Below are 22,739 nucleotides of genomic sequence, written 5' to 3' on the forward strand. Positions count from 1 at the left end.
CACGCTACGCCGGTCGCGGCGGCACCGTCACCGGTTCGAGACGGCCACACCCGGCGTCCGGGGCCATGTCCCGCCGCAGCGTCGCGCCGACAGTGCCCCGCGCCTCCCCGTCAGGTGTGGGCGGCGTCGCGGATCTCGCCGACCAGCTCCTCGAGCACGTCCTCGAGCGCGACGAGGCCCTGGACGGTCCCGTCGTCCTCGACCACGCGGGCCATGTGCGCGCCGCGCCGCTGGAAGGCGGCGAGCGCGTCGTGCAGCCGGGCGTCGGGACGGATCGTCGCGAAGGGACGCAGCCACTTGTCCGAGATCGGGTGGTCCTCGGCGGCCGGGTCGGGTTCGAGCACGTCCTTGATGTGCAGGTAGCCGAGCAGGTCGCCCTCTGGCGCCGCGACCGGGAACCGTGAGAAACCGGTGGTCGCGCAGAGCTCCTCGACCTCGGAGACGAGGGCACCGCGCGGGACCGTGACCAGTGTGTCCGGACGCAGCAGGACCGGGCTGATGGTGCGCTCGGTGAAGCCGAGGGCTCCCGCGAGCCGGTCGTACTCGTCGGTCTCGAGCAGCCCCTCGGCACGCGACTCGTCGACCATCGCGGCGACCTCGTCACGGGTGAAGATGGAGGCGACCTCCTCGCGCGGCTGCACGCGCACGAGCCGCAGCAGGGTGTTGGCGACGGCGTTGAGCGCGACCACCACCGGCTTGAGGACGACGACCACGACCATCATCGGCGGGCCGAGCAGGAGCGCCGCACGCTCGGGGCCGGCGAGGGCGATGTTCTTCGGCACCATCTCGCCGAGCACCACGTGCAGGTAGACCACCACGCTCAGCGCGATCACGAACGCGACCGGGTGGAGCAGGTGGTCCGGCACGCCGAGGGCGTGGAAGCCAGGCTCGATGAGGTGGGCCACCGCCGGCTCGCCGATCGCGCCGAGGCCCAGCGAGCAGGCGGTGATGCCCAGCTGCGCGCCGGCCATCACCAGCGACACGTTCTCCATCGCCTTGAGAGTGGTGCGCGCGGCCCGCGACCCGGCGGCGACACGGGGCTCGATCTGGGTGCGGCGTGCGGAGATCAGCGCGAACTCCGCGCCCACGAAGAACGCGTTCGCGGCCAGCAGCGCGACGGCGACGAGTACGGCGGTCGTGTCACTCATCGCGGGTGCTCCGGGTCCGGGACCGGTCGGTGGCCGGTCGCTCGTCCGGGGTGTAGGTGCTGAGCCGGAGCCGGTCGATGCGCAGCCCGGACATCCGCTCGACCGTCAGTACGGCCACCTGCGCTGGCTCGGGCTCGCCGTCGGGGTCCAGGACCGCGGGGAGCGGGATCTCGACGCGGTCGCCGGCCTCGGGCATCCGGCCGAGGTGCCGCAGGAGCAGGCCGGCGATGGTGTCGTAGTCCTCGTGCTCCGGGAGCGGGACGCCGGTGAGGGAGGACACCTCGTCGGGGCGGAGCAGCCCGGAGAGGGACCAGGAGCCGTCGGCCCGCTTGCGGGCGTTCGCGTCCACCGGGTCGTGCTCGTCGGTGATCTCCCCGACGATCTCCTCCACGACGTCCTCGAGGGTGACGACGCCGGCCGTGCCGCCGTACTCGTCGACGACGACCGCGACCTGGAAGCCCGCCTGGCGCAGCAGGGTCAGGAGCGGGTCGAGCTTGAGGCTCTCGGGGACGACGGTCGCCTCCACCATCAGCTCGCGGGCCCGGGTCGACCGGCGCTCGGCGCGGGGAACGGCGAGGGCGTGCTTGACGTGGATCGCGCCCACTACGTCGTCCGCCTCGCCGGCGACGACGGGGAACCGGGAGTGGCCGGTGGTCCGGGCGAGCTCGATGACCGTCGACGCCGGACGCGACGCCTGGACGCTGGCCATCCGCACGCGCGGGGTCATGATCTCGCCGGCCGTGCGCTCGCCGAAGGCCACCGACCGCTGCATCAGCCCCGCGGTGCCGGCGTCCAGGGCTCCCTCCGACGCGGACCGGTTGATCAGGGAGGCCAGCTCCTGGGAGGTCCGTGCGGAGCGGAGCTCCTCCTGGGGCTCGATCCCGAGCCGGCGGACCAGCGCGTTCGCGGAGCCGTTCAGCGCCCGGATCGGCAGGGCCATCGCGGTGGTGAAGCCGCGCTGGAACGCCTGGGTCGCCCGGGCCGTGCCGAGGGGCTTGGCGATCGCGAGGTTCTTGGGCACGAGCTCGCCGAACACCATCGTGGCGAGGGTGGCGAGGACCAGCCCGGTGCCGACGGCCACGCCCGGCACCGCACCCGCGGGCACCCCGGCCGCCTCCAGCGGTCCGTCGATGAGCGAGGCGATCGCCGGCTCGGCGAGGAAGCCGATGGCGAGGTTGGTGACGGTGATGCCGACCTGGGCCCCGGACAGCTGGGTGGACAGGGAGCGCAGCGCGGACCGGACGCCCTGGGCCGCGCGGTCGCCGCCGTCGGCGGCCCGGTCGACGGCCGCGCGGTCGACGGTGACGAAGGCGAACTCCGCGGCGACGAACGCGCCACAGGCCGCGATCAGGGCCACGGAGACCGCGAGCAGGACCCACTCGGTCATGGCGCGTCACCGCCCGCTGAGGTCGTCCGGTGACGCAGGGGACTCCGGGGGTTCATCGAGGCGTGTCGCTCCTCAGCGTCTGCGCGGCCGGGCGGCGGATCAGACGTGGGACTTCTTGCCGGCGAGACCCTCGGCCGTGCCGATGAGCAGCACCGACGCGATCACGGCGACCACGAAGCCGAGGAAGTTCAGCTCGAAGATGCCGCCCGTGCCGAGCAGGTTCGCGATGACGCCGCCGATCACGGATCCGGCGAGGCCCAGCAGCAGCGTCCACAGGATGCTGAGGTTCTGCTTGCCCGGCTTGATCAGGCGGGCGAGCGCCCCGATGACCAGTCCGGCGACGATGAAGCCGATCATGCGGTTCCTCCCAGTCGTGAGGGCGTCGTCGCCCTCTCCTGCCAGCCTAGCCAACCGCGGAGTCGGGCCCCGGTCAGGAGGAGACCGCCGGCTCGGCTGCGGGTACGACCCGGAACATGCCGGTCATGCCGGGGTGCTGGGCGAACCCGTGGCTCTCGTACAGGCCGACCGCCTGGTCGGTGGCGAACAGCCCGATGAACGCCTTCGGCGGCGCGACCCGTTCCACCTCGGCCACGAGATGCTCGACGATCCGCCGTCCCAGGCCGGCGTGCTGGTGCCCGGGCATCACCGCGACGTCCTGGACGTAGAAGTAGTACGCGCCGTCGCCGACCACGCGGCCCATGGCGACCGGCCCGCCCTCGCGCAGCACGACCACGCCGGCGAAGGACGCGGCGAGGGAGGCGGGCATGGCGTCCCAGGCGAACCCGTGGCCCCACCCGACGGACTCGGCGAGCAGCCGGTGCTCGGCCGGCGTGGGCGGACGGTGGAGGAACTCGTAGCTCACGCGCGGCAGCGTAGTGAGCGCAGCGGGTCGCCGTCCGGGATTCGCCGACGTCCGTACGGCGCCCCCGCCGGGGTCCGGCGTGGTGAAGGCGGCCGGACCGCGCACGGTCAGACGAGGCGGACCGAGCGGACCACCCAGGCGCCCGAGGTCTTGTCGACGTCGAGGACCACGGGCAGGCCGACCAGGCCGGCAAGCTCCCCGGTCCGCGCCTCGATCCTGCCGTCCCCGTCGAGGTCGGTGCCGGCGTCGAGGGCGTCGAGGACCAGCGGGCGACCGTCGAGGCAGTAGCCGTCCGCGCAGGCCTCCCACAGTCCCGTCTCCCGGACCGTCGGGTCGTCGGGCGACGGCTCTCCCGACGGGTCCTTGGTCGGCTCCTTGGATGGGTCCTGGGTCGGGTCCGGGTCGGGCGACGGCTCCGGTGCGGGCTGCGGGTCCGGGGCAGGCTCCGGGGCCGGCGCGGGCTGTGGGGCGGGCTCGGGAGCGGGTGCCGGATCCGGGGCCGGCGCGGGCTGTGGGTCGGGCTCGGGAGCGGGTGCCGGATCCGGGGCCGGCGCGGGGTCCGGTGCGGGCGCGGGGTCGGGCCGGGGCGCGGGATCGGCCGGTCCCTCCGGCGCGGGCATCGGGTCCGGTGCGGGCGCGGGGTCCGGCGAGCGCGGCGGCCGGGCCGGGACACCGGGCGGCGCGGCGGGGAACAGCGGGATCGGCTCGACGGTCGGCCCGTCGCGCTGCTCCGGCACCACCGAGACGCGGGTGTCGCCCGCCGTACGGTCGCCGGCCGGCCGCTTGACGACGAGGGAGTCGATCCTGCGGGCCACCGTGGCCTGGCGGCGGACGACCTCCTCGCGGATCGACGGGTCGGCGGCCGCCCCGACGCCCGCCTTCAGCATCGGCAGGACGTTCGCGGCGGTCGGCACGGTCGGTCGCGAGAGCACCGTGTAGTCCCCGGTCCGGTAGCTGCGCTCGTAGGCCATCACCAGCGCGGCGTACGCCCCGGAGTTGTTGTAGCGCAGCAGCGCCTCGCGCATCGCCGCGGGCGCGTCGAGGGCGGCCGTGCCGGCGCAGAGGTACACCGCGGCCGCCATCGCGGCGTCGTCGATGTCGTGCGGGGAGCGGATGCCGTCGCTGTCGCCGTCCACGCCCGCGGCGGCCCAGGTGCTCGGGATGAACTGCATCGGGCCGACCGCGCGGTCCCAGATCGGGTCCCGGTCGAGCTCGCCGGCGTCGGTGTCGCGGATCGTCGCGATGCCGGGGGACCCGTCCAGCGGGAGGCCGATGACGGCGGGCCGGGAGACCCCGTCGGTGCCGAGCACCGCACCGCCGTACCGGCCGTGGTCGGACTCCACCCGACCGACCGCGGCGAGCAGCGTCCACGAGATCCTGCAGGCCGGGTCGACCGCACGGAGGACCGTGGCCGCGCGCTGGTAGGCGTCGAGGGCGGTGGCGGGGATGTCGTGCGGGCCTCCGTCGCTCTCGGCGACGAGCCGGGTGCCCTTGGGGGAGACGAGCGAGACGCTCGTGGGCTGGCCGGGGGAGCCGGGTACGTCGACCACGGTCTCGGGGGTTTCGGGCAGGGTCCGGGGCGAGGCCTCGGCGCCGGCGACCTCCCCGGGCTGGGGGAGACGGAGCGTGCCGTCCACGGTCGTGGCCGGGGACGCCGTGGTCAGGGCCAGCGGCAGGACGACCAGCGCCGCGAGGACGTGACCCCGCCCGTGGCTGAACACCTTCGTCCACGTCTGTCGCACAGGGCCCCCTCGATCCGTGCCTCGACGCTATGTCGCGAGGCGCGGTGCGGGAACCCGACCGGACGAAAATGGCGCGAGCAACCCGGGGGCCTGACTCAGCCGACCATGGTTGGCACCCCCCAACGGGGGGACCTCCGCCACGAGACGAGGGGAATGTCCGAACCCGGCGGCGGTGGGGACCGAGCTAGCCCTCGGCGCCGGACCCCGCCGCGGGGTCGGTCGCGCCGCCGGTCGGTGCGGCGGCGTCGGCCTCGGCCACCTCCCGGGTGCTCACGTCGAAGGCGTGCAGCAGACCGGCGTCACGCTCGGTGTCGACCTGCTGGGGGAGTGCGCACTCCACGTTGGCCGCCTTGTCGTGCTCACCGCGTGCGCGCAGCAGCTCGACGACCTCGTTCTTCTCCACCTGCACCTGCGTCCCCTCCCAGGATGGTCTTGACGTGCCCCGGTCACCTACCCGGTTCCCGCGCGCGGTATGCCCGGGTCCGGCGGGTCGCCCCCGACAGGCGGGACGAGGTCAGCCAAACCACTCATTTCGATGCGAACCCGGTCGAAGGTAAAGGAACATGTCCGGCGAGGGTCGCGTCCGCGTGCGGCCGCAACGGTTGGGAGGCCGTATGGCGACGTCTCCTGTGGCGCGCGTGGCGCTGCGCGCCCCGTCGTACCAGGTCAACCCCTACCGGGGGACCGCGATCCCCACCCGCGCCGAGCTGCACCTGATGAACCGGCTGGGCGTCGGCTACTCGCGTGCCACGTTCCTGCAGCTGCGACGCGCGGGTGGCGCCGAGGCCTGGCTCCGGCAGCAGATGCGGCCGGGAACGGTCGCGGAGAGCGACAAGGCCAAGGCTCTCGCGGACTGGTTCCCCGACCTGAGGGACAGCCCGGCCCGCAAGTGGGAGAAGCACATCTCGAAGACCCGGCCCGCCTGGGAGCACGCCCGGATCGTCGGCAACCACACGATGATGCGCCGGATGTACAGCAACCGGGTGCTGCTCGAGACGATGGTCGACTTCTGGTCCAACCACCTGCACGTGAAGGTCAACGCCGACCTCGCCTGGGTGCAGCGCACCGGGTACGACGCGGTGATCCGCAAGCACGCCCTGGGTCGCTTCGACGACATGCTGGTGGCCGCCACCCTGCACCCGGCGATGCTGCTGTTCCTCGACAACTGGCGCTCGGTCAAGGACGCGCCGAACGAGAACCACGGCCGCGAGCTGCTCGAGCTGCACACCGTGGGCCGGACCTCGGGCTACACCGAGGAGATGGTCAAGGACTCGGCCAAGATCCTGTCGGGCTACACCGTCGACGTCTACGCGTCGTGGAACGGCTACTACGACAGCCGGAAGCACACCACCGGCCCGGTGCAGGTGCTCGGGTTCTCCGCCGCGAACGGCTCCGCCGACGGCAGCGCGCTGGCCCGTGACTACCTGCACTACCTCGCGCACCACCCGGCCACCGCGCGCACGATCGCCCGCAAGCTCGCGGTGCGGTTCGTCTCCGACGCCCCCTCCGACGCGCTGGTCGACGAGCTCGCCGGCGTCTTCCGCCGCTCCGGCACCGACATCAAGAAGACCCTGGCCGCGCTGGTCGCGCACAGGGAGTTCAAGGCCTCGCGCGGCCGCAAGGTGCGCACGCCCATCGACGACATGGTGCACACGGTCCGGGTGCTCGGCGTCTCCGCGCAGAAGCCCAGCGGCCGGGAGGGCTCGTTCGCCGACGCCATCTCGTGGCTGCACCAGGGCGACCTGCTCTACAGCTGGCCGCGCCCGGACGGGCCGCCCGACCTGAACGCCTCGTGGGCCTCGGCCAGCCGGATGCTCGGCTCGTTCCGGATGCACTGGCACCTCGCGGGCGGCTACTGGCCCGACGTCGACGTCACCTACCGCCGTACGACGTCGTGGCTGCCGCAGCGCCGGATCCGGTTCGACCAGTACGTCGACCACCTGTGCCGGATGATCCACGGCAAGGGGTCCACGTCGCTGCTGCTGAAGGCCGCCGTACAGGCCGTCGACGTCCGCCCCGGCGAGATCGTCACCAAGGACCACGCCGTCGCCACCTGGCGGTTCAACCGGCTGGTCTGCGTCCTGCTGGACTCTCCCGAGCACATGACCCGCTGAGGTGCCGACGATGAACGACCCCCAGAGCTGCTGCGCCGACTTCGCGCGCGCCTCCGGCCTGAGCCGCCGCCGCTTCCTCCAGGGCGTCGCCGCCACCGGGGCCGGCGCGGTGGCGACCACGATGTTCGGCGACGCGCTGCGCCAGGCGTCCTTCGCGGCGACGACCGGCGGCAACGTGCTCGTGGTGATCAGCCTCCGCGGCGGCATCGACGGGCTCGGCATGGTCGTCCCGCACGGCGACCCGGCCTACTACGCCGCCCGCCCGACGATCGCGGTCCCGGCGTCGACGCTGGTCGCGAAGGACGGCATGTTCGGCCTGCACCCGGCGATGAAGCCGCTGGAGTGGCTCTACAACGGCGGCGAGCTCGCCGCCGTCCACGCGGTCGGCATGGACCAGCCGAACCGCTCGCACTTCCTGGCGATGGAGGAGATCGAGGACGCCGACCCGACCTCGAGCGTCCGCCGCGGCTGGGTGAACCGGATGGTCGGCCTCGACGCCGGCAGCAGCCCGATCGAGGCGGTGCACCTGACCACCTCGATCGTGCCGACCCTGCTCACCGGACCGTCGCCGACGCTGTCGGCCACTCACCTCGGCGAGTTCTCGCTGCCGGGCACCTCCGACACGTGGGGGGCGCGGCGCCGCCAGCACCTCAACACGGTCTGGGGTGGCGCGTCGGGCGTGCTCGGTGCCGCCGGACGGTCCGCGCTCCAGGTGGTCGACCGGCTCGGTCCGGTCGCCGCCCAGACCTACCAGCCGTCGAACGGCGTGGTGTACCCCAAGGAGTGGCCGGCCGGCGACCTCGCCGCCGCGCTCGCGGACACCGCGCAGCTGATCCGGGCCGACCTCGGCACCGAGATCATCTCCATCGACTACGGCTCGTGGGACATGCACAGCGAGTACGGCACCACGGCGTACGGCGAGATGTACTCGATGGTGACGGGCTTCGCGCTGGCGCTGAACGCGTTCATGCGCGACCTGGGCAGCCTCCGGTCGCGGGTCACGGTCGTGACGATCAGCGAGTTCGGCAGGAGGGTCGAGGAGAACGGCAACAAGGGGCTCGACCACGGCTGGGGCAACATGATGCTCGTCGCCGGCGGCGGTGTCCGCGGCGGCCGGTACTACGCCCAGTGGCCGGGGCTGGGCTCCGGGAGCCTCCTGGACGGCGACCTCAAGGTGACCACCGACTACCGCAACGTGCTCGGCGAGGTCGTCGGGAAGCGCTTCCCGGACCGGTCGGTGACGAAGGTCTTCCCGGGCCTGACCTACCGCCCGCTCGGCGTGATGTCCTGAAGCTCCCGCGTTGAGGCGTCACTCGTTCGGCGTTGAGACGTCACTCGTGCGGTGACGAGACGTCAGTCGTTCGGGAGCGGGACGTCCGCGGCGGAACGAGTGACTCCTCAACGCCGCACGACTGCCCTCTCAACGCGGCACGACTGCCCTCTCAACGCGTGAAGGCATCGCCCCCAGGCGCATCGGGGGACCGCGCCTGGGGGCGACGCCGGCGGACCGAGGGGGCGGTCACGCGGCGGTGCATGCTCACGACCGGCGGCGCGAAGGCCGCCCGGCAGGCGGGTCCGAGGGGGGAGGACCCGTTTCGTGGAGCACCTGTGGAGAGAGTAACCAGAGCGACTGTTGTGACGGATGGTCTTGACCAAACCGTGATGTCGCCCGTGTACGGCGAGCAGCCCCGGGTACCTCGAAGGCGCACCCGAACCCAGGAGGTACGACAGCTCATGAGCACCATGACCGAGTCCGTGGACGTCAAGGTCCCCGTCAGCACCGCCTACAACCAGTGGACCCAGTTCGAGTCCTTCCCGCAGTTCATGGAGGGTGTGGAGAAGGTCGAGCAGCTCGACGACAAGCGCACGCTGTGGACCACCAAGATCGGCGGCCAGACGCGGCAGTTCCACGCCACGATCACCGAGCAGCACCCCGACGAGCGGGTCGCCTGGGCCTCCGAGAACGGGCCCCAGCACGCCGGCGTGGTCACCTTCCACCGGCTCAGCGACACCGAGTCCCGGGTGACCGCCCAGATGGACATCGACCCCGAGGGCTTCGCGGAGACCGCGGCCGACAAGTTCGGGCTGATCGAGCGCCGGGTCAAGGCCGACATGGAGCGGTTCAAGACCTTCATCGAGAAGCGCGGCGTCGAGGAAGGCTCCTGGCGCGGGGACGTGGAGGCGCCGCCGCAGCACGGCTGAGGCGGTTCGCAGGGACGACGGGTGTGGCACCTCAGGGGGTGCCGCACCCGTCTGACGTCGTACGGCGGGTCGCCTACCGCCGTACGACGGTGAGCGCCTGCCGCGCGATCTCCCACTCCTCGTTCGTCGGCACCACCAGCACCGCGACCGGGCTGTCGTCGGCCGAGACCACGACCGGCTCGCGCCCGGAGGTCGCGGCGTTGCGTCCGGCGTCGAGGTGGATGCCGAGCCCCTCGAGACCCCGCAGCGACGCCTCGCGGGCCGGCGCGGCGTGCTGCCCGACCCCGGCGGTGAACACCACGGCGTCCACCCGGCCGAGCACGGCGTAGTAGGCGCCGACGTACTTGCGGACCCGGTAGCAGTACACGTCGAAGGCGAGCCGGGCCGCCTCGTCCCCGGCGTCGACCAGCCGGGTCAGCTCCCGGAAGTCGTTCTCCCCGGCCATGCCCTTGAGGCCCGACTCCCGGTTGAGCACCCGGTCGATCTCCTCGAGCGACCAGCCGACCTGCCGGTGCAGGTGCGCGTGCAGCGCCGGGTCGAGGTCACCGGAGCGGGTGCCCATCACCAGGCCCTCGAGCGGGGTCATCCCCATCGACGTGTCGACCGACCGGCCGCCCGCGACCGCGGCCGCGGAGCAGCCGTTGCCGAGGTGCAGGACGATCACGTTGACGTCCTGGGGCTCCCGGCCGAGCACCCGCGCGGCCTCCCGGGACACGAACGCGTGCGAGGTGCCGTGGAAGCCGTAGCGGCGCACCCGGTGCTCCTCGCGCCACGACCGGGGCACGGCGTAGGTGTAGGCGTGCTCGGGGAGGGTCTGGTGGAAGGCGGTGTCGAAGACCGCCACCTGCGGCAGGTCGGGGAACAGCCGGCGCGCGACCTCGATCCCCTCGAGGTTCGCCGGGTTGTGCAGCGGCGCCAGCGGGACCAGGTCCCGCACCGCGGCGACCAGGTCGTCGTCGATCAGCACCGGGTCGGCGAACCGGTCGCCGCCGTGCACCACGCGGTGCCCGATCGCGGCGAGCTCGGCCTCCTCCAGCGACGGCCCGTGCTTGGCGAACGCCTCCGCGACCGCGCCCAGGGCGTCCTCGTGCGAGTCGACGCGCCGCTCGCTGCGCTCCTCGCCGTCCGCGCTGCGGTGGGTGAGGATCCCGTTCGCCTCACCGATCCGCTCCACGGTGCCGCCCGCGACCGCGTCGCCGGAGGAGGCGTCGACCAGGCTGTACTTCAGGGAGGAGGAGCCGGCGTTGATCACCAGCACGCGGTCGCTCACGCGTCTGCCTTCCGCTCGGCGCCGGCCGGCCGGGCAGCCGCCTGCTGGGCTACGTCCTGCCGGCCGTCGGCCGGCGGGCTGTCGGTCGGCGGGGAGCCCGCCTGCTGGGTGCCGGCCTGCTGGGTGCCGGCCTGCTGGGCCTGGATCGCGGTGATCGCGACGGTGTTCACGATGTCGCGCACCGTCGCGCCCCGGGACAGGTCGTTGACCGGCCGCCGCAGCCCCTGGAGCACCGGTCCGACCGCGACGGCGCCGGCCGAGCGCTGTACCGCCTTGTAGGTGTTGTTGCCGGTGTTCAGGTCCGGGAAGACGAAGACCGTGGCCCGCCCGGCGACCTTCGAGTCGGGCAGCTTGGTGTGCGCGACGGCGGCGTCGATCGCGGCGTCGTACTGGATCGGCCCCTCCACGAGCAGCTCCGGCGCCCGCTCGCGGACCAGCGCGGTCGCCTTGGACACCTTCTCCACGTCGGTGCCCGCGCCGGACGACCCGGTGGAGTAAGACAGCATCGCCACCCGCGGCTCGACCCCGAAGGCGGCCGCGGTCGCCGCGGAGGAGATCGCGATGTCGGCCAGCTGCTCCGCGGTCGGGTCCGGGTTGACCGCGCAGTCGCCGTACACCAGCACCTGGTTCTCCAGGCACATGAAGAACACCGAGGACACCACCGAGACCCCGGGCCTGGTCTTGACCACTTCCAGGGCCGGCCGGATCGTGTGGGCCGTGGTGTGTACGGCGCCCGACACCATGCCGTCCGCGAGGCCGAGCAGCACCATCATCGTGCCGAAGTAGGAGACGTCGGTGACGATGTCGCGGGCGTCGTGGAGGTCCACGCCCCTGTGCTTGCGGCGCTCGGTGTAGTCCCGGGCGAACCGCTCGCGGAGCTCCTCGTCGAACGGGCTGAGCAGGGTGGCCCTCGACACGTCCGCGCCGATGCTCGCGGCCTTCGCGCTGATCGCGATCGGGTCGCCGAGCAGGGTCAGGTCCGCCACGCCGCGCCGGAGCAGGATGTCCGCGGCGCGGAGCACCCGCTCCTCCTCGCCCTCGGGCAGCACGATGTGGCGCCGGTCGGCGACCGCGTCGTCGATGAGCTGGTGCTCGAACATCAGCGGGGTCACCGCGGCGCTGCGGGCCACCTCCAGCCGGTCGAGCAGCACGTCGCCGTCCACGTGGGTGGAGAACAGCGCGAGCGCGGTCGCCACCTTGCGCGGCGCGTCCTTGGTGAGCCGGCCGCGGACCGCGGTGAGCGCGGCGGAGGTGGCGTGGGTGCCGAGCGCGGTCGCGATGAGCGGCATGGTCACGCCGAGACCCTCGATCAGCCGGGTCACCGGCTCGGGCATCTCGAAGCCGCCGTTGAGCACGACCGCGGCTACCTGCGGGAAGTTGGGGGAGGCGTGCGCCATCAGCACGCCGAGCACCACCTCGGGCCGGTCGCCGGGGGTGATCACCACGCCGCCCTCGATCAGCCGGTCGAGCACGTTGGGCATCGTCATCGCGGCCACCACCAGGCCGGTTGCCTCGCGGTGCAGCAGCGACTCGTCGCCGCTGACCAGCTGTCCGTCGACGGCGTGCATCAGGTCGGCCACCGAGGGGGCGCTGAGCAGCGGCTCCTCGGGGATCGCGAACGCCGGCACGTCGTCGCTGCCGAGCGCGGACACGTCGGCGGCGACCTCGGCGGCGTCGACCCGGTTGGCGATGATCGCGAACAGGGTGCCGTGGTTGGCGTGGAGCTCGGCGACCGCCATGTCGGTCACGGTGTGCAGCTCCTCGGGAGTGCGGCCGGCGCCGTTGAGGACCAGCAGCACGGGGGCACCGAGGTTGGCCGCGATCCGGGCGTTGTAGGAGAACTCGGTCGGCGTGCCCACGTCGGTGTAGTCGCTGCCGACGACCACCACGACGTCGCAGCGGTCGGCCACCTGGTGGTACCGCTCGACGATCCGGTCCAGCGCCGCGACCGGGTCCTCGTGCACCTCCTCGTAGGTGACGCCCACGCAGTCGTCGTACGACAGGGTGACCGCGTCGTGCGCGGTGAGCAGGTCCAGCACGTAGTCACGTCCGCCGTACACGTCACGGTCGGCCCGCACGATCGGGCGGAACACACCCACCCGCTCGACCCGCCGCGACAGCTGCTCGAGCACCCCCAGGGCCACGGTCGACTTCCCCGTGAACCCCTCCACCGACGCGACGTACACACTGCTGCCCATGGGCCCAGGCTAGTAGTGCCCGGGGGCCGTTCCGGGCGTGCATCGCGGGCGCGCGACGTCCCGTTGGCCGAGATGTCTACCGCTGTTCTCGTCCCGCTCTCGGCATCTGGCCGAATAGTTGGTAGGGTCGTCACCGCAGCAGATGCAAGTTCCAGCAGGTAGACGCCCGCGGAGTTTGTGATCCGACGGCGTTTCTTCTCAGATTTGCTCTTGGCTTTTCGAGGGGGCACGGCGTTTCACCGCATCTGATGCGGGGCCGTCGAAGTGACGGTTCCACGCCCCGTATGAGGAGTAACAGAGCATGGCTCAGGGCACTGTCAAGTGGTTCAACGCTGAAAAGGGTTTCGGCTTCATTGCGCAGGAGGACGGCGGCGACGACGTCTTCGTGCACTACTCGGCGATCCAGACCAACGGCTACAAGTCGCTGGACGAGAACCAGAAGGTCGAGTTCGACGTCACGCAGGGCCCCAAGGGTCCCCAGGCGGAGAACGTTCGCCCGCTCTGATCAGCAGAGGAAACGTCTAGCACGCTAGACATTCGAGAGGCCCCGACGGATCCCGTCGGGGCCTCTTCGGTTTGTCCCAAATGACTATGGGTATGAGGACCGGTGTCCCCGACAATGAGTCCACCAAGCGGATCGGCCGGCGGACACGAGGACGGAACACACAGATGATCATGGAGGGGAGGGACGCTTTCGTGGACGACAAGCTGAACGTCCCGCTCGAGGACGCCGAGCTGCTCGCCGAGGTCGAGCTGACGACCAACCTGATCATCGCCGCGAGCGAGTCGGACGCGGAGCTGACCCAGGCCCAGGTGGACATGCTGCTCGGTCTCGAGCAGGTCGCCGAGGGCGGGCCCGGCGGTATCCCCGCACAGCCACGCCGTCCCTAGCCTGCTCGGGCGGCGGGCTCAGCCGCGGGAGGGCTTGAAGCCCCGCAGCCGCAGTGAGTTCGCCACCACGCACACGCTCGACGCCGCCATCGCGGCCCCCGCGATCATCGGGTTCAGCAGGCCGAGCGCGGCCACCGGGATCCCCACCACGTTGTAGGCGAAGGCCCAGAAGAGGTTCTGCCGGATCGTGCGCAGGGTGCGCCGGGAGAGCTCGATCGCGTCGCCGGCCGCGCGCAGGTCCCCGCTCATCAGCGTGATGTCGCTGGCCTCGATCGCGACCGCCGTACCCGTGCCCATCGCCACCCCGAGGTCGGCCTGCACGAGCGCGGCGGCGTCGTTGACCCCGTCGCCGACCATGGCGACGATGCGCCCCTCGGCGCGGAGCCGCTCGATGGTGGCCGCCTTGTCCGCGGGCAGCACCTCGGCGATCACGTGGTCGATGCCGACCTCGGCCGCGACGTGCCCGGCCGCGGAGGCGTGGTCACCGGTGAGCAGGTAGGTCTCGAGGCCGAGCTCCTTCAGTCGGGCCACGGCCTCCGCGCTCGACGGCTTGACCGTGTCGCCGACGCTGAACACCGCCGCCGGTCGCCCGTCGAGCTCGACGAGGACGGCGGTCCGGCCGGCCTCCCGGCCGCGGTGCACGGCCTGCGCCAGCGCGAACGGCAGGCTGGTGCTGCGGTACTGGTCGTGGGCCCGGTCGGGCGTACCGACATCGGAGGGGGCCCGGCCCACGCTGACCTTGCGGCCGTTGACCCGGCCGGAGACCCCGATGCCCTCGTGGTTGGCGAAGTCCTCGAGCGCGGCGGCGGGGGCGGCCTGCCAGGGGCGCGGGCCGGTGCGTGCCACGTGGTCGGCGATGGCCCGGCCGATCGGGTGCTCGGAGGCCTGCTCCAGTGCCCCGGCCAGGGGTACGGCGTCCGCGTAGTGGCTCGAGACGTCGTGGACGCTCATCGTCCCGGTGGTCACGGTGCCGGTCTTGTCGAGCACCACGGTGTCGATGCGCCGGGTGGACTCGAGCACCTCCGCGCTGCGGATCACGATGCCGAGCTGCGCTGCGCGGCCGGTGCCGACCAGGAGCGCGGTGGGGGTGGCCAGGCCGAGGGCGCAGGGGCAGGCGATCACCAGCACCGCGACGGCGGCGGTGAACCCGTGCTCGGGCCGCCCGGCGAGGGCCCAGACGCCGTAGGTCAGCACGGCCACCGCGAGCACGGCCGGCACGAAGACGCTGGAGATCCGGTCGGCGAGGCGCTGCACGGGCGCCTTGCTGGACTGCGCGGCGGTGACCAGTGCGGCGATCCGGGACAGCGCGGTGTCCCGGCCGATCCGGGTCACCTCGACCACCAGCCGGCCGCTGGTGTTCAGGGTGGCGCCGATGACCTCGTCGCCGGCGGACTTGTCGACCGGCAGGCTCTCGCCGGTGAGCATCGACTCGTCGACGCCCGAGCGACCCTCGAGGACGCGGCCGTCGGTGGCGATCTGCTCGCCGGGACGCACCGCGAAGCGCATCCCTGGGCGCAGCGCCTCGACGTCGACCTCGCGCTCGGACCCGTCGTCCTCGACCACCGTGGCGCGCTTGGCGCCCATCTGGAGCAGCTCGCGCAGCGCCGAGCCGGCCTGCCGCTTCGCGCGCGCCTCGCTCCACCGGCCGAGCAGCAGGAACGTGGTGACCGTCGCGGCCACCTCGACGTAGCTCTCCATGCCGCCGGTGACCGCCTGGTACAGCGACCAGGAGTAGGCCACGAGCGTGCCGAGCGAGACCAGGGTGTCCATCGTCGACGCGCCGTGCCGGGCGTTGACGAGCGCGGCCCGGTGGAACGGCCAGCCGCCGTACACCACCACCGGCGTGGCGAGCAGCAGGGCGATCCAGCGCACGAGTGGGGTGTCGGGGATCCCGGGCGCCATCATCAGCACCAGGACCAGCACGGTCAGCGGCGCGCTGACCAGCAGCCGGCGGCGCAGGTAGGCCCCGGCGGCGTCCGCGTCGGTCTCCTCCGCGTGCTCCGCGGCCAGGGAGGCGGTGTAGCCGGTGCGCTCGACGGTGCGGATCAGCGTGTCGGGGTCGGCCAGGTCCGGGTCGAAGTCCACCGAGGCCGACGCGGTAGCGAGGTTCACCGTCGCGGTGACCCCCTCGATCCGGTTCAGCTTCTTCTCGACCCGGCCCACGCACGAGGCACAGGTCATCCCGCCCACCAGCAGGTCGACGTGGCCGGTCGGGTGGGGGTCGTGCTTCGTCGGCCGGGCCGTCGTACTCATGGGGTCCTCAGGCGACCGCGTAGCCGGCCTCGTCGACGGCCTCACGGACCGCGTCGTCGCTCACGTCCTCGCCGTGCACGACGACGGTGCCGCTCTCGACGCTGACGTCGACCGACGTCACGCCGGCGACCTCGGAGACCTCGCGGGTGACCGCGTCGGCGCAGTGCCCGCAGGTCATCCCGGTCACGGTGTAGGTGGTCGAGCTCATGGGGTTCTTCTCCTCGCTGGGGGTGCGGTTCAGGTGCGGAGCAGGCGGGCGATCGCCGCGGTGGCCTCGGCCACCTTCGCGTCGGCCTCGGTGCCGCCGTCGGCGAGGGCGTCGCGGACGCAGTGGTTGAGATGGTCCTCGACCAGGCCCACGGCGACGCCCTGGAGCGACTTGGTCACCGCGGACACCTGGGTGAGGATATCGATGCAGTAGGTGTCCTCGTCGACCAGGCGCTGGAGACCCCTGACCTGGCCCTCGATCCGGCGGAGCCTGGCCAGGTAGGCATCCTTGCCCTGGTAGTACCCGTGCTGCGTCATGGCCGCAGTCTATACCCACGGGGGGTATCGGGCCAGGGGCGGCGGCGACGAGGGAGCGACGGCGTGGCGGGCCGCCGATGTGTTCCATGGTCCGCCCAGGACCTACCATTGCGCAGGTTATCTTCCGGTTCGTCAGGAGTTCGCTGTGCCGTTCCGCTTCCGTCCCGTGGACACCACGTTCTACGACCTCTTCGCCCAGCTGGCCAACCACCTCGTGGGAGGCGCCGAGCTCCTCGCCGAGATGCTCTCCAACGGGGGCGACCGGGAGGGCGTGGCGCAGCGCATGCGCGACGCCGAGCACCACGCCGACGAGACCACGCACGAGATCGTCCGCCGCGTGAACAGCACCTTCGTCACCCCGTTCGACCGGGAGGACATCTACGCGCTCGCCTCCGGGCTGGACGACGTGATGGACCACATGGAGGAGGCCGTCGACCTCGTCCTGCTGTACGGCGTCCACGAGCTGCCGAGCGAGCTCGCCCACCAGGTCGAGGTGCTCCAGCGCGCCGCCGAGCTCACCGCGGAGGCGATGCCGCGGCTGGAGACGATGAAGAACCTCGACGAGTACTGGATCGAGATCAACCGCCTGGAGAACTCCGGCGACAAGAGCTACCGGCGGATCCTCGCCAAGCTGTTCAGCGGCCAGTACGAAGCCCTCGAGGTGCTCAAGCTCAAGGACGTCGTCGACTCGCTCGAGGCCGCCATCGACGCATTCGAGACCGTCGCGAACACCGTCGAGCAGATCTCCGTCAAGGAGTCCTGAGGGTGGAGCTCGCGATTGTCATCGCGGTCGTCGTCGTCGCCCTCGTCTTCGACTACACCAACGGCTTCCACGATGCCGCCAACGCGATCGCCACGTCGGTCTCCACCCGGGCGCTGACGCCCCGCGTGGCCCTGGTCATGGCGGCGATCATGAACTTCGTCGGCGCGTTCCTCGGCCAGGAGGTCGCCAACACGGTGGGCAGCGTGATCGCGCCACCGTCGGGCACGCACGGCCTGGTGATCGTGATGTCCGGTCTCATCGGCGCCATCGTCTGGAACCTGATCACCTGGTACTTCGGCCTCCCCTCCTCGTCCTCGCACGCCCTCATCGGCGGCCTGGTCGGCTCCGCCGTCGCCTCCGGGACGCTGGTGAAGTGGGACGTGATCGTGGACAAGATCGTGATCCCGATGGTGGCCTCGCCGCTGTTCGGGTTCGCGGCGGCGTTCGCGCTGATGCTCGCGATCATGTGGATCTTCCGCCGGCGTAACCCCTCCCGCACCTTCCGCGGCTTCCGCCTGGCGCAGACCGTCTCTGCCGCAGCGATGGCGCTCGGCCACGGGCTCCAGGACGCGCAGAAGACGATGGGCGTGATCTTCCTGGCCCTGGTCACCGGTGGGCTCGTCAGCGCCGACGAGGACCTTCCGACCTGGGTGATCCTGGCCGCGGCCACCGCGATCTCGCTGGGCACCTACTCCGGCGGGTGGCGCATCATGCGGACGCTCGGCCGCCGGATCATCCACCTCGACCCGGCCCGGGGCTTCGCCTCCGAGACCATCGCGGCGGGCGTGCTCTACACCACCGCGTTCGTGTTCGAGGCGCCGATCTCCACCACGCACACGATCACCTCCGCGGTGATGGGCGCCGGCGCCACCAAGCGCTTCTCGGCGGTGCGCTGGGGCGTGGCCCGCTCGATCGTGATGGCCTGGGTGCTCACCTTCCCGATGGCCGGCCTCGTCGCCGCCGCGGCGTACTGGGTCAGCCACCTGCTGCTCGAGGTCATCCCGTAGCCCACTCCCGGCCACTGGGCCGGGCGGGTCGCCTGCGCCCGGTCCACGGCCGGCGGCGGCCGGTCAGCCGAAGCGGCCCGAGATGTAGGCCTCGGTGGACGGCTCGTCGGGGTTGGAGAAGATCTTGCGGGTCGCGTTCATCTCCACCAGGCGGCCCGGCTTGCCGGCACCGGCGAGGTTGAAGAACGCGGTGTCCTCCGAGACGCGGGCGGCCTGCTGCATGTTGTGGGTGACGATCACGATCGTGTAGTCGCTCTTGAGGTCGTGGATCAGGTCCTCGATCGCGCTCGTGGAGATCGGGTCGAGCGCCGAGCAGGGCTCGTCCATGAGCAGCACCTGCGGCTCGACAGCGATCGCCCGGGCGATGCACAGCCGCTGCTGCTGCCCGCCGGAGAGGCCGGCGCCCGGCTTGTCGAGCCGGTCCTTGACCTCCTCCCACAGGTTCGCGCCGCGCAGCGACTTCTCGACGATCTCGTCCGCGGCGTGCTTCTTCAGCTTCTTGGCGTTCAGCCGCGACCCGGCGAGGACGTTCTCGTAGATCGACATCGTGGGGAACGGGTTGGGGCGCTGGAAGACCATGCCGATCTGCCGGCGTACCTCCACCGGGTCCACCTCGGGGGCGTACAGCTCCTGCCCGTCGATGACGACCTTGCCGTCGACCCTGGCGCCGGGGATCACCTCGTGCATCCGGTTCAGGGACCGGAGGAAGGTCGACTTGCCGCACCCCGAGGGCCCGATCAGGGCCGTGACGGAGCGGGCGGGGATCGTCATCGAGACGCCCTCCACGGCGAGGAAGTCGCCGTAGTAGATGTTCAGGTCGGAGACGTCGATGCTCTTGGCCATTGCGATGGTTTCCTTGTCGATTCGGTCGTTGTCGATCGGTCAGCGACCGGACTTGGGGGCGAAGACCTTGCCCAGCACGCGGGCCAGCAGGTTCAGCGCCATGACGATGACGATCAGCACGAGGGCCGCGCCCCAGGCGCGCTCGATCCCGTACTCCGGCGGGACGCCCGGCTGGGTGTAGGAGTAGTAGATGAAGACCGGCAGGGTGGTCATCCGCTCGGCGAACAGGTTGAAGTTCAGCGAGTCGGTGAAGCCGGCGATGATCAGCAGCGGCGCGGTCTCGCCGATGACGCGGGCGACGGCCAGCGTGACACCGGTGATGATCCCGGCCATGGCCGTGGGCAGCACGATCTTGACGATGGTGCGCCACTTCGGGACACCGAGGGCGTACGCCGCCTCGCGGAGCTCGTGCGGGACGAGCTTGAACATCTCCTCGCAGGAGCGGACCACGACCGGGATCATCAGCAGCGACAGCGCGACCGCGCCGCCGAGGCCCATCCGGACGCCCTCGCCGAAGAACAGCACGAACAGCGCGTAGGCGAAGAGCCCCGCGACGATCGAGGGGATGCCGGTCATCACGTCCACGAGGAAGGTGATCGTGCGCGCCATCGTGGACCGCTGGCCGTACTCCACGAGGTAGATCGCGGTGAGCAGGCCCACCGGCACGGAGATGACCGCCGCCATCAGCGTGATCAGCAGCGTGCCCATGATGGCGTGGTAGATGCCGCCGCCCTCGCCGACCACGTTGCGCATTGAGTAGGTGAGGAACTCCGCGTTGATCGCCGGCAGGCCCTGCGAGACGACCTGCCAGACCAGCGAGACCAGCGGGACGAGCGCGAGCCCGAAGGCGGCCCACACCAGCACGGTGACCAGCCGGTCCTTCGCGGCGCGGGAGTTCTCCACGACCCGGGACCACGCGGGCAGCGCCACGGCGAACAGGACGATGCCGACGACCGCCCAGGCGACGAGACCCCAGCCGAGGCTCAGCGCGAGGAGCCCTGATGCCGCGCCGGCAAGGACCGCGACCAGCGCGGGGGCCCACCGGGGAAGCCGGGCATGGGTGAGCGGGATGTGCCTGCGGAGGTCCTCGTCGGTCCCGGCCGCGCGGCCGGGACGGTCCTCGGGGGCGCGGGGGGTGATCTTCGGTGGCCTGACCTCGGTCATCGGTTCCCCTTCTCGGTGCGGGCGACGATCGCGCGGGCGGTGAAGTTGACGGCGAAGGTGACGACGAACAGGACCAGGCCGGTCGCGATCAGCGCGTTGACGCCGAGGCCGGTCGCCTCCGGGAACATCAGCGCGATGTTCGCGGCGATGGTCGAGGGGTTGTCGCTGCTGATCAGGTTGAACGTGACGATGCCGCTGGCCGACAGGACCATCGCGACCGCCATCGTCTCACCGAGCGCGCGGCCGAGGCCGAGCATCACCGCGGAGACGATGCCGGACCTGGCGTACGGGAAGACCGCCAGCCGGACCATCTCCCAGCGCGTCGCGCCGAGCGCGAGTGCCGCCTCCTGGTGGAGGGTGGGGGTCTGCGCGAAGATCTCGCGGCTGATCGCGGTGATGATCGGCAGGGCCATGATCGCGAGCACGATGCCCGCGGTGAGGATCGTCTTGCCGGTCGAGGAGGCGGGGCCGGCGAAGAACGGCAGCCAGCCGACGTTCTGCTCGAGCCACTCGTAGACGGGGACCAGCTGCGGGCCGAGGAAGCCGATGCCCCAGAGGCCGTAGACCACGCTGGGGACGGCGGCGAGCAGGTCGATCGCGTAGCCGAGGCTCTTGCTGACCCGGCGCGGGGCGTAGTGCGAGATCACCAGGGCCACGCCCACCGCCAGCGGGGTGGCGATGAGGAGCGCGATCGCCGAGGCGAGCAGCGTGCCGAAGAGCAGCGGCCCGATGTAGGCGACGATGCTGTCGGCGCCCTGGAGCTTCTCGGGGCCGGCCTCCAGGGCAGGGAGCCCCTCCAGCGTCAGGAAGATGGCGACCCCGGCGAGTGCGAGCAGGATCGTGAGCCCTGCGATGCGGGTCGCCCCGGAGAAGATCAGGTCGCCCTTGCGCTGCCTGGTCTTGCCCGTGGTGGCTGTGGTGGTCACCTGTTCCCTCTTCCCATGGTCGGCGCCCCTTGGCTGGTCGAGCCGGGGAGGCGCCGCTGTTCCCTGCATCTGACACGGCTGAGGGTCCGTGCGTCAGCTCGAGGCTGGCGCACGGACCCTACCGGTGTTCGTCAGGCCTGACGTTTCGACCTCTTAGCTCTTAGCCGAGATCTTCTCGACGATACCGAGAGCCTTCTCCTGCAGCGAGGCCGGGAGCGGCGCGGAGCCTGCGGTCTCGGCGGCGGCCTGCTGGCCCTCGTCGCCCACGACGTAGGTCAGGAAACCCTTGACCAGGTCGGCCTCGTCCTTGCTCTCGTAGGTCTGGCAGGCGATCAGGTACGACGTGAGCACGACCGGGTAGGCGCCGGCCTCCGTCGTCTTGCGGTCGAGCTCGAAGGCCATGTCGACCTCGGCGCGACCCTCGACGGGGGGCGAGACCTCGAGGACCTTGGCCGCGGCCTCGGGGGTCGGCTGGACGTACTCCTCGCCGACCTTCACCGAGGCGACGCCGAGGTCACCGGCCTGGCTGGCGTCGGCGTAGCCGATGGTGCCGGTGCCGTTCTTGACCGCGGCCACGAGGCCGGAGGTGCCGGACGCGGCCTCGCCACCCTTCGTCGGCCACAGGCCCTCGGGCTCGTGCGGCCACGCGCCCTCGCCGGCCTGGCTCAGGTAGTCGGTGAAGTTGTCCGTCGTACCCGAGTCGTCGGCGCGGTGGACGGGGGTGATCGTCTCGGCCGGAAGGTCCGCGTCGGGGTTCTCCGCGGCGATCTTCGGGTCGTTCCACTTGGTGATCTTGCCGTCGAAGATCTCGGCGATCACGGGAGCGGAGAGCTGAAGGTTGTCGACGCCCTCGAGGTTGTAGACGACCGCGATCGGGCTGACGTAGTTCGGGACCTCGATCGGGTCCTCGTTGAGGCAGCGCTTCTTGGCGCCGCTGAGCTCGCCCTCCTCGTCGTCGAGGTAGGAGTCGGAGCCGGCGAACTCGACGCCGCCTGCGATGAACTGCTCGCGGCCGCCGCCCGAGCCGACCGGGTCGTAGTTCACGGTGACCTCGGGGTTCGCGGTCTGGAAGCCGGCCTGCCAGGCGGCCATGGCGGCCTCCTGCGAGCTGGCGCCGGCACCGTTGAGCGTGCCGCTCGCGCCCTCGACGGTCGCGGCGGAGTTGGTCGAGGCCTCCTCGTTGCCGGCGGCGCAGCCGGTGAGGCCGAGGCCGAGGGTGAGCACCGCGATGCCGGGGGCGGCCGCTCGGCGGAAGGAAGTGCGTGTCACTTCGGATCTCCTGTGCTGGGGATTCAGACTCTTGTCACGATCGAACGTAGGGAGCCCAGGTGAAGCGATCCGGCGGCGTAGGTGAACGACGGGTGAACGGTGGCGCCCTTTTCGGCCACCGGGGGCCGGCGTTGAGACGGCGGTCACGTGAACAGCGCCGCGCGAGGCTGGCGGA

General features: G+C 71.8%; 22 protein-coding genes. 7 read left to right on the plus strand and 15 right to left on the minus strand.

The window, feature by feature from the left end; translation table 11 throughout:
• Positions 1-110 precede the first annotated feature (110 nt).
• From K1X13_RS08860 to K1X13_RS08885, 6 genes are all read right to left on the minus strand, one after another.
• Positions 111-1,148, minus strand: a complete 1,038-nt coding sequence (locus K1X13_RS08860; protein WP_221024740.1) for a hemolysin family protein — start codon at positions 1,146-1,148, stop codon at positions 111-113.
• On the minus strand, positions 1,141-2,535 hold the full coding sequence (locus K1X13_RS08865) for a hemolysin family protein (RefSeq protein WP_221024741.1): 1,395 nt from the start codon (positions 2,533-2,535) through the stop codon (positions 1,141-1,143). The genes K1X13_RS08860 and K1X13_RS08865 overlap by 8 nt, the downstream gene beginning before the upstream one ends.
• 99 nt (positions 2,536-2,634) lie before the next feature.
• The gene (locus tag K1X13_RS08870; protein ID WP_221024742.1) at positions 2,635-2,892 is read right to left on the minus strand and encodes a GlsB/YeaQ/YmgE family stress response membrane protein; all 258 of its coding nucleotides are present in this window, start codon (positions 2,890-2,892) and stop codon (positions 2,635-2,637) included.
• Positions 2,893-2,965: 73 nt separating this feature from the next.
• Positions 2,966-3,397, minus strand: a complete 432-nt coding sequence (locus K1X13_RS08875) for a GNAT family N-acetyltransferase (protein ID WP_221024743.1) — start codon at positions 3,395-3,397, stop codon at positions 2,966-2,968.
• 107 nt (positions 3,398-3,504) lie between these two features.
• Positions 3,505-5,139 (minus strand): lytic transglycosylase domain-containing protein, encoded by a 1,635-nt coding sequence (locus tag K1X13_RS08880; protein ID WP_221024744.1) that lies wholly within the window; start codon positions 5,137-5,139, stop codon positions 3,505-3,507.
• A 184-nt stretch (positions 5,140-5,323) separates the two neighbouring features.
• Positions 5,324-5,548, minus strand: coding sequence for a hypothetical protein (locus K1X13_RS08885; protein WP_221024745.1), 225 nt, complete (start codon positions 5,546-5,548; stop codon positions 5,324-5,326).
• 205 nt (positions 5,549-5,753) lie between these two features.
• Here K1X13_RS08885 and K1X13_RS08890 point away from each other — a divergent pair, with 205 nt between their 5' ends.
• The 3 genes from K1X13_RS08890 to K1X13_RS08900 all read left to right on the plus strand — a co-directional run bounded on the left by K1X13_RS08890 (position 5,754) and on the right by K1X13_RS08900 (position 9,455).
• Entirely contained in the window at positions 5,754-7,253 is a 1,500-nt protein-coding gene (locus K1X13_RS08890; protein ID WP_221024746.1) for a DUF1800 domain-containing protein, read from the plus strand.
• 10 nt (positions 7,254-7,263) lie between these two features.
• On the plus strand, positions 7,264-8,544 hold the full coding sequence (locus K1X13_RS08895; protein WP_221024747.1) for a DUF1501 domain-containing protein: 1,281 nt from the start codon (positions 7,264-7,266) through the stop codon (positions 8,542-8,544).
• A 443-nt stretch (positions 8,545-8,987) separates the two neighbouring features.
• Complete coding sequence (locus tag K1X13_RS08900; RefSeq protein WP_221024748.1) at positions 8,988-9,455, plus strand: SRPBCC family protein; 468 nt, start codon at positions 8,988-8,990, stop codon at positions 9,453-9,455.
• A gap of 73 nt (positions 9,456-9,528) precedes the next feature.
• Here the strand turns inward: K1X13_RS08900 and K1X13_RS08905 are convergent, their stop codons facing one another.
• Positions 9,529-10,725 (minus strand): acetate/propionate family kinase, encoded by a 1,197-nt coding sequence (locus K1X13_RS08905; RefSeq protein ID WP_221024749.1) that lies wholly within the window; start codon positions 10,723-10,725, stop codon positions 9,529-9,531.
• Positions 10,722-12,923, minus strand: coding sequence for a phosphate acetyltransferase (pta, locus tag K1X13_RS08910; RefSeq protein ID WP_221024750.1), 2,202 nt, complete (start codon positions 12,921-12,923; stop codon positions 10,722-10,724). The genes K1X13_RS08905 and pta overlap by 4 nt, the downstream gene beginning before the upstream one ends.
• A gap of 301 nt (positions 12,924-13,224) precedes the next feature.
• On the opposite strand from pta, the gene K1X13_RS08915 reads away from it, so the two are divergent.
• Positions 13,225-13,428, plus strand: a complete 204-nt coding sequence (locus tag K1X13_RS08915) for a cold-shock protein (RefSeq protein WP_045548871.1) — start codon at positions 13,225-13,227, stop codon at positions 13,426-13,428.
• Between the two features lie 191 nt (positions 13,429-13,619).
• A complete protein-coding gene (locus K1X13_RS08920) occupies positions 13,620-13,814 on the plus strand; it encodes a hypothetical protein (RefSeq protein ID WP_221024751.1) in 195 nt (64 codons plus the stop codon).
• Between the two features lie 18 nt (positions 13,815-13,832).
• Here K1X13_RS08920 and K1X13_RS08925 read toward each other — a convergent pair whose 3' ends face one another.
• From K1X13_RS08925 to K1X13_RS08935, 3 genes are read right to left on the minus strand one after another with little or no spacing between them, the layout of a single operon-like run.
• On the minus strand, positions 13,833-16,067 hold the full coding sequence (locus K1X13_RS08925) for a heavy metal translocating P-type ATPase (RefSeq protein ID WP_221024752.1): 2,235 nt from the start codon (positions 16,065-16,067) through the stop codon (positions 13,833-13,835).
• A 7-nt stretch (positions 16,068-16,074) separates the two neighbouring features.
• The gene (locus K1X13_RS08930) at positions 16,075-16,275 is read right to left on the minus strand and encodes a heavy-metal-associated domain-containing protein (RefSeq protein ID WP_221024753.1); all 201 of its coding nucleotides are present in this window, start codon (positions 16,273-16,275) and stop codon (positions 16,075-16,077) included.
• A gap of 29 nt (positions 16,276-16,304) precedes the next feature.
• On the minus strand, positions 16,305-16,592 hold the full coding sequence (locus tag K1X13_RS08935; RefSeq protein WP_221024754.1) for a metal-sensitive transcriptional regulator: 288 nt from the start codon (positions 16,590-16,592) through the stop codon (positions 16,305-16,307).
• Between the two features lie 145 nt (positions 16,593-16,737).
• On the opposite strand from K1X13_RS08935, the gene K1X13_RS08940 reads away from it, so the two are divergent.
• Complete coding sequence (locus K1X13_RS08940) at positions 16,738-17,355, plus strand: DUF47 domain-containing protein (protein ID WP_221024755.1); 618 nt, start codon at positions 16,738-16,740, stop codon at positions 17,353-17,355.
• Between the two features lie 2 nt (positions 17,356-17,357).
• Positions 17,358-18,362 (plus strand): inorganic phosphate transporter, encoded by a 1,005-nt coding sequence (locus K1X13_RS08945; protein WP_221024756.1) that lies wholly within the window; start codon positions 17,358-17,360, stop codon positions 18,360-18,362.
• A gap of 63 nt (positions 18,363-18,425) precedes the next feature.
• On the opposite strand, the gene pstB is transcribed toward K1X13_RS08945, so the two are convergent.
• From pstB to pstS, 4 genes are all read right to left on the minus strand, one after another.
• Positions 18,426-19,205 carry a phosphate ABC transporter ATP-binding protein PstB gene (gene pstB / locus K1X13_RS08950; RefSeq protein ID WP_221024757.1) on the minus strand — a complete coding sequence of 260 codons (780 nt, stop codon included), beginning with the start codon at positions 19,203-19,205 and terminating at the stop codon, positions 18,426-18,428.
• Between the two features lie 39 nt (positions 19,206-19,244).
• Positions 19,245-20,369 carry a phosphate ABC transporter permease PstA gene (pstA, locus tag K1X13_RS08955; RefSeq protein ID WP_221024758.1) on the minus strand — a complete coding sequence of 375 codons (1,125 nt, stop codon included), beginning with the start codon at positions 20,367-20,369 and terminating at the stop codon, positions 19,245-19,247.
• On the minus strand, positions 20,366-21,295 hold the full coding sequence (gene pstC / locus K1X13_RS08960; RefSeq protein ID WP_308249466.1) for a phosphate ABC transporter permease subunit PstC: 930 nt from the start codon (positions 21,293-21,295) through the stop codon (positions 20,366-20,368). The genes pstA and pstC overlap by 4 nt, the downstream gene beginning before the upstream one ends.
• A gap of 153 nt (positions 21,296-21,448) precedes the next feature.
• The gene (gene pstS / locus K1X13_RS08965) at positions 21,449-22,564 is read right to left on the minus strand and encodes a phosphate ABC transporter substrate-binding protein PstS (protein WP_221024760.1); all 1,116 of its coding nucleotides are present in this window, start codon (positions 22,562-22,564) and stop codon (positions 21,449-21,451) included.
• Between the last annotated feature and the right edge of the window lie 175 nt (positions 22,565-22,739).

Source organism: Nocardioides jiangsuensis, from assembly GCF_019679455.1.
GTDB lineage: Bacteria > Actinomycetota > Actinomycetes > Propionibacteriales > Nocardioidaceae > Nocardioides_C > Nocardioides_C jiangsuensis.

What these genes read in the sequence shown, in the direction of transcription:
- K1X13_RS08865 (WP_221024741.1), bottom strand. Translation starts at nt 2,535, where the DNA reads ATGACCGAGTGGGTCCTGCTCGCGGTCTCCGTGGCCCTGATCGCGGCC.
- K1X13_RS08870 (WP_221024742.1), bottom strand. Translation starts at nt 2,892, where the DNA reads ATGATCGGCTTCATCGTCGCCGGACTGGTCATCGGGGCGCTCGCCCGC.
- K1X13_RS08925 (WP_221024752.1), bottom strand. Translation starts at nt 16,067, where the DNA reads ATGAGTACGACGGCCCGGCCGACGAAGCACGACCCCCACCCGACCGGC.
- K1X13_RS08935 (WP_221024754.1), bottom strand. Translation starts at nt 16,592, where the DNA reads ATGACGCAGCACGGGTACTACCAGGGCAAGGATGCCTACCTGGCCAGG.
- pstA (WP_221024758.1), bottom strand. Translation starts at nt 20,369, where the DNA reads ATGACCGAGGTCAGGCCACCGAAGATCACCCCCCGCGCCCCCGAGGAC.
- K1X13_RS08915 (WP_045548871.1), top strand. Translation starts at nt 13,225, where the DNA reads ATGGCTCAGGGCACTGTCAAGTGGTTCAACGCTGAAAAGGGTTTCGGC.
- K1X13_RS08900 (WP_221024748.1), top strand. Translation starts at nt 8,988, where the DNA reads ATGAGCACCATGACCGAGTCCGTGGACGTCAAGGTCCCCGTCAGCACC.
- K1X13_RS08895 (WP_221024747.1), top strand. Translation starts at nt 7,264, where the DNA reads ATGAACGACCCCCAGAGCTGCTGCGCCGACTTCGCGCGCGCCTCCGGC.
- pstB (WP_221024757.1), bottom strand. Translation starts at nt 19,205, where the DNA reads ATGGCCAAGAGCATCGACGTCTCCGACCTGAACATCTACTACGGCGAC.
- K1X13_RS08890 (WP_221024746.1), top strand. Translation starts at nt 5,754, where the DNA reads ATGGCGACGTCTCCTGTGGCGCGCGTGGCGCTGCGCGCCCCGTCGTAC.
- K1X13_RS08930 (WP_221024753.1), bottom strand. Translation starts at nt 16,275, where the DNA reads ATGAGCTCGACCACCTACACCGTGACCGGGATGACCTGCGGGCACTGC.
- K1X13_RS08860 (WP_221024740.1), bottom strand. Translation starts at nt 1,148, where the DNA reads ATGAGTGACACGACCGCCGTACTCGTCGCCGTCGCGCTGCTGGCCGCG.
- pta (WP_221024750.1), bottom strand. Translation starts at nt 12,923, where the DNA reads ATGGGCAGCAGTGTGTACGTCGCGTCGGTGGAGGGGTTCACGGGGAAG.